Source organism: Acinetobacter sp. YH12239 (genome assembly GCF_013417635.1).
Classification (GTDB): domain Bacteria; phylum Pseudomonadota; class Gammaproteobacteria; order Pseudomonadales; family Moraxellaceae; genus Acinetobacter.
The window spans coordinates 1-5,588 of the sequence record NZ_VPDP01000040.1 but is presented as its reverse complement, the minus strand read 5'-3'; the positions used below and the strand labels follow the sequence as shown (position 1 = coordinate 5,588).

Annotated in this window: 6 protein-coding genes and 1 pseudogene; all 7 read left to right on the top strand. The window is 41.3% G+C overall.

From position 1 onward, the window contains the following. Positions 1-209 (top strand): annotated as a pseudogene (locus FTV17_RS15220) (catechol 1,2-dioxygenase); the annotation flags it as partial. Positions 210-283: 74 nt separating this feature from the next. Beyond that, positions 284-1,666 (top strand): benzoate 1,2-dioxygenase large subunit, encoded by a 1,383-nt coding sequence (gene benA, locus FTV17_RS15215; protein ID WP_180000665.1) that lies wholly within the window; start codon positions 284-286, stop codon positions 1,664-1,666. Then, the gene (gene benB, locus FTV17_RS15210; protein ID WP_035270498.1) at positions 1,663-2,166 is read left to right on the top strand and encodes a benzoate 1,2-dioxygenase small subunit; all 504 of its coding nucleotides are present in this window, start codon (positions 1,663-1,665) and stop codon (positions 2,164-2,166) included. Before benA ends, benB begins: the two co-directional genes overlap by 4 nt. Before the next feature lie 90 nt (positions 2,167-2,256). Further along, positions 2,257-3,273: a benzoate 1,2-dioxygenase electron transfer component BenC gene (benC, locus tag FTV17_RS15205; protein ID WP_035270501.1), complete on the top strand. Its 1,017-nt coding sequence runs from the start codon at positions 2,257-2,259 to the stop codon at positions 3,271-3,273. Between the two features lie 13 nt (positions 3,274-3,286). Continuing rightward, positions 3,287-4,066, top strand: coding sequence for a 1,6-dihydroxycyclohexa-2,4-diene-1-carboxylate dehydrogenase (locus FTV17_RS15200; RefSeq protein WP_092768934.1), 780 nt, complete (start codon positions 3,287-3,289; stop codon positions 4,064-4,066). A 56-nt stretch (positions 4,067-4,122) separates the two neighbouring features. Further along, on the top strand, positions 4,123-5,331 hold the full coding sequence (benE, locus tag FTV17_RS15195) for a benzoate/H(+) symporter BenE (protein WP_180000663.1): 1,209 nt from the start codon (positions 4,123-4,125) through the stop codon (positions 5,329-5,331). Positions 5,332-5,374: 43 nt separating this feature from the next. Then, on the top strand, positions 5,375-5,588 hold a 214-nt coding region (locus FTV17_RS15190), incomplete at its 3' end, for a CoA-transferase (protein WP_306669593.1).

The window sequence follows — 5,588 nt, the reverse complement described above, 5'->3', positions numbered from 1 at the left end:
TCGAAGGTGATGAATACCTTTGGGATGACTTTGCATTTGCAACGCGTGATGGCTTAGTGGCAACTGCTGTAGATGTAACTGATGAAGCTGAAATTGCTCGTCGTGGTCTGAAAGGTGCGTTCAAACATATTCAATTTGACATTGAATTAGTGAAAGACGTTGAAGATGCGCCTTCTACTGAAGTTGAACGCCGCCGCGCATCAGCTTAAATCAATTAGTCGGAATCGGGATAAGTCAATTATCCCGATGACTTCCCCTCAATTTGGAAAGTCGGAGAACGTCCATGCCACGTATTCCTGTAATTAATACCAGCCATCTAGATCGTCTTGATGAGTTACTTGTAGACAACTTTGAGACAGGTGAGTTTAAACTTCATCGTTCAGTTTTCACTGATCAAGCCCTTTTTGACCTTGAAATGAAATACATCTTTGAGGGTAATTGGGTTTACTTGGCACACGAAAGCCAAATTCCAAATAACAATGATTATTACACGACACACATCGGTCGTCAGCCAATCGTGATTGCTCGTAACCGTCAAGGCGAGCTAAATGCAATGATCAATGCGTGTTCACACCGTGGTGCACAACTTTGCCGTAACAAACGTGGTAATAAGGCTACTTATACTTGCCCATTCCATGGTTGGACATTCAATAACTCAGGCAAACTTTTAAAAGTTAAAGATCCAACAGATGCAGGTTATTCTGACTGCTTTAACAAAGAAGGATCACATGATCTTAAGAAAGTTGCACGTTTTGAAAGTTATAAAGGCTTCTTATTCGGTAGCTTAAACCCAGACGTCTTGCCATTAGAAGAATTCTTAGGTGAAACGACTAAAATTATCGATATGATCGTGGGTCAGTCTGATCAAGGTTTAGAAGTTTTACGTGGTGCTTCAACTTATACATACGAAGGAAACTGGAAACTCACTGCTGAAAATGGTGCAGATGGTTACCATGTATCTGCAGTTCACTGGAACTATGCTGCGACTACGCAACAGCGTAAAGAAAAACAAGCTGGCGACAATATCCGTGCAATGAGCGCAGGATCTTGGGGTAAACAAGGCGGTGGTTCTTACGGTTTTGAAAATGGTCACATGTTGCTTTGGACACAATGGGCTAACCCTGAAGACCGCCCTAACTTTCCTAAAGCTGACGAATACTCTGAGAAATTCGGTCCTGCTATGTCGAAGTGGATGATCGAGCGCTCACGTAACCTTTGCTTATATCCAAACGTTTATTTGATGGATCAGTTCGGTTCACAAATCCGTGTACTTCGACCAATTGCTGTCGATAGAACTGAAGTAACAATTTACTGCATCGCACCTGTAGGTGAAGAGCCAGAAGCTCGCGCACGCCGTATTCGTCAATATGAAGATTTCTTCAATGCTTCAGGTATGGCGACACCAGATGACTTAGAAGAATTCCGTGCATGTCAAGCAGGTTATGCTGGTATCGAACTCGAGTGGAACGATATGTGCCGTGGCTCAAAGCATTGGATCAATGGCCCAGATGATGCAGCAAACGAAATTGGTCTAAAACCTAAACTTTCAGGCGTTAAAACTGAAGACGAAGGTTTATACCTTGCGCAACATCAACATTGGTTAGAAGAAATGAAACGTGCGATTAAAGCAGAACAAGCTTTAGCTGAACAAGGAGATAACGCATGAGTAACGCGAATCTTGAAGCAACTTTAGAATCAGTGAGCCAGTTCTTATTTAAAGAAGCGCGCCTACTTGATGATGAACAGTGGGATGAATGGTTAGAGTGTTATGCACCTACAGCATCGTTCTGGATGCCATCTTGGGATGACTACAATACATTAACCGAAGATCCTCAATCAGAAATCTCGTTAATTTACTATCCAGATCGTCAAGGTTTAGAAGACCGCGTGTTCCGTATCAAAACTGAACGCTCTTCTGCAACAATGCCTGATACACGTACAAGCCACAATATTAACAACATTGAAATTCTTGAACGTCATGAAGATAAGGTTGTTGTTCGTTTCAACTGGAACACTTTAAGTTACCGCTACCAAAAGTCGTACAGCTACTTCGGCATGTCACGCTACGAAATCAATTTGTCTGGTGAAAAACCACAAATTTTAAATAAATATGTGGTACTTAAAAATGATTACATCAACCAAGTAATCGACGTATATCACCTGTAATTAGTAAATAACAAGTTCAGTAACTACCAAATGGAATTTTGGTAGTTACACCAAAAAATTGTTCAAAAGATTCTTAAAGGATATTCAGCCATGTCAAACCATAATGTTGCACTTCAATTTGAAGATGGCGTAACCCGATTTATTTCAGTTGCACAAGGCGAAACGCTTTCTGACGCTGCATATCGTCAAAAGATTAATATTCCGCTGGATTGCCGTGATGGTGCATGTGGTACTTGTCGAGCTTTTTGTGAGTCTGGCAGCTATGACATGCCTGAAGAAACTTATATTGAAGATGCACTTACACCAGAAGAGGCTGAGCAAGGTTATATCTTAGCTTGCCAGTGCCGTCCTACTTCAGATGCAGTTTTCCAAATTCAAGCATCATCTGATGTATGTAAAACTCAAATTCATCAATATCAAGGTACACTTTCTCGTGTAGAAAACTTATCTGAATCTACAATTACCTTTGATATTCAACTAGACGAGGGTCAGCCAGATATCAATTTCCTTGCTGGTCAGTATGTAAATGTAGGTATTCCTGGATCAACTGAAACACGTTCATACTCTTTCAGCTCTAAGCCAGGCAACCGTTTGACCGGCTTTGTTGTTCGTAACGTTCCTAACGGTAAGATGAGTAGCTTCTTAAGCAGCGAAGCGAAAGTCGGCGACAAAATGACATTCACTGGTCCATTTGGTAGCTTCTACTTACGTAATGTAGTACGCCCTGTAGTAATGCTTGCTGGTGGTACAGGTATTGCTCCATTTATGTCGATGCTTCAAGTATTAGAAGAAAAAGGTTCTGAACATCCAGTACGTTTAGTTTTTGGTGTAACCAATGACTTTGACCTAGTTGCTATTGAAGAACTCAACAAACTTCAAGAAAAACTTGATTGGTTTGAATACCGTACCGTAGTTGCAAACCCAGAATCTGCACACGAACGTAAAGGTTATGTAACAGGTCACATTGAAACTGAATGGCTCAACGGTGGTGATGTAGACGTTTACCTCTGTGGTCCTGTTCCTATGGTAGATGCAGTTCGTGGTTGGTTAGATGCTGAAGGCGTTAAACCTGCAAACTTCTTATTCGAAAAATTCTCTGCGAATTAAAGTGGAGAGGAACATGAATCAAAGATTTGAAAATAAAATCGTAATCGTCACTGGTGCCGCTCAAGGCATCGGTCGCGGTGTTGCTCTTCAAGCAGCTAGCGAAGGTGCAAAAGTTGTACTGGCTGACCGTGCTGAATACGTGACGACCACACTTGAAGAAATTACGACTCAAGGTGGCACAGGTGTTACTGTCTTAGCTGATCTTGAAACCTATGCTGGTGCACAATCCGTTGTAAATAAAGCGATCGAGACTTTTGGCCGAATTGATGTGCTGATCAACAATGTTGGTGGTGCGATTTGGATGAAACCTTTTGAAGAGTTTTCTGAAGAGGAAATTATTAAAGAGATCAATCGTTCTTTATTTCCTACTTTATGGAGTTGTCGTGCAGTTTTACCACACATGCAACACCAAAAATCTGGTGTGATCGTGAATGTATCATCTATCGCCACATGTGGAATTAACCGTCTTCCATATTCTGCGGCTAAGGGTGGTGTAAATAGTTTTACTCAATCAATGGCATTTGCACATGCTAAAGATGGTATCCGCATCAATGCTGTGGCTACAGGTGGTACTGAAGCTCCACCACGTGTAATTCCACGTAATACTTCACCACTATCTGAGCAAGATCAAGCTTGGATGCAAGAAGTGGTTGATCAAACAATTGACCGCAGCTACATGAAACGCTATGGCACTATTCAAGAACAAGTAAATGCTATTTTGTTCCTTGCTTCAGATGAGTCTTCATACATTACAGGCACAGTCGTACCTGTAGGTGGTGGTGATCAGGGTTAACCCTGATCACGGACTCTTTAAATTCACAGGATCATTGACGCAAGGAGGCAAATACAATGGCAACCCTGTTTAAAACACTAAAAGAAGATTGGTCTATTTCCGCCACTGTCGCCGGCTTTTTAGCCGTATTGATTTCATATGCCGGACCATTAATTATTTTCTTTCAAGCAGCACAACAAGCCCAAGTTTCACCAGACATGATGATTTCATGGATTTGGGGTATCTCAATTGGTGCTGCTGTAGCTGGAATTCTATTATCAATAAAATTTAAAGTTCCTGTCATTACCGCTTGGTCGGCACCTGGTACTGCTCTGCTAGTCACACTTTTTCCAGATATATCACTGAATGAAGCAGTTGCTGCATATATCACTACAGCTGTAGTGATTTTCATCATTGGTATTACCGGATATTTCGACAAACTATTGGCTTTGATACCACAATCAGTGGCTGCAGGAATGATGGCTGGTATCTTATGTCAGTTCGGATTTGGTCTTTTTACCGCGACCAATACCATGCCATATATTGTATTTGGAATGCTTATTTCGTATCTGATTGCTAAGCGTTTAACACCTCGATATGCCATGCTTTTTGTATTGGCAGCTGGTATTTTCATGAGTTTAGTCCTCGGAAAATTCAATGCTGTGAATATGGAGTTTTCACTTGCAATACCCCAATTCATTGCGCCCGAGTGGACGCTTAACTCTTTTCTAAATCTTGCAGTACCTCTTATTTTAGTCAGCCTTTCTGGTCAATTTTTACCTGGCATGGCAATTTTGAAATTAAGTGGCTATGACATTCAAGCAAAACCGATTATTACCACTACCAGTATCGCATCGTTAGCTGTTGCTTGTGTGGGCGGGATCACCATTGTCCTGGCATCAATAACAGCCGCACTCTGTACAGGTAAAGATGCACATGAGCTCAAAGAGAAACGTTATATCGCAGGTATTGCGAATGGTATTTTCTATATTTTAGGTGGTTTATTTGCAGGCAGCATTGTGATGCTCTTTAGCTTACTGCCTAAAGAACTTGTTGCTGCATTAGCAGGTTTAGCACTTTTAGGTGCTATTGCTACAAATTTACACGTTGCTATGTTCCAAGAAAAGGATCGTGATGCAGCTCTCCTTACTTTCTTGGCGACTGTTTCAGGCATGCAATTTTTAGGTTTAAGTTCAGTTTTTTGGGGAATCTGTATTGGTATTTTAGCGCACGTGATTTTAACGAAGCGTCAAAATACTACCCCATCATCGTCTACATCTACCTGATCGTATTAAAGGTAAATATAGATCGTTTGTTTAGGAAGTGATTATGATTGATAAAAGCTCAGCGTCTTTAACCGAAGCCCTCTCCCAAATTAAAGACGGTTCAACCATTATGATTGGTGGGTTTGGTACTGCAGGTCAGCCTGCTGAACTCATCGATGGCTTAATTGAACTCGGTATTAAAGACTTAGTGATCGTCAACAACAACGCAGGTAATGGTGATTACGGCTTGGCTAAACTGTTACAAGCAGGCGCTGTAC

What these genes read in the sequence shown, in the direction of transcription:
- FTV17_RS15200 (WP_092768934.1), top strand. Translation starts at nt 3,287, where the DNA reads ATGAATCAAAGATTTGAAAATAAAATCGTAATCGTCACTGGTGCCGCT.
- benA (WP_180000665.1), top strand. Translation starts at nt 284, where the DNA reads ATGCCACGTATTCCTGTAATTAATACCAGCCATCTAGATCGTCTTGAT.
- benE (WP_180000663.1), top strand. Translation starts at nt 4,123, where the DNA reads ATGGCAACCCTGTTTAAAACACTAAAAGAAGATTGGTCTATTTCCGCC.
- benB (WP_035270498.1), top strand. Translation starts at nt 1,663, where the DNA reads ATGAGTAACGCGAATCTTGAAGCAACTTTAGAATCAGTGAGCCAGTTC.
- benC (WP_035270501.1), top strand. Translation starts at nt 2,257, where the DNA reads ATGTCAAACCATAATGTTGCACTTCAATTTGAAGATGGCGTAACCCGA.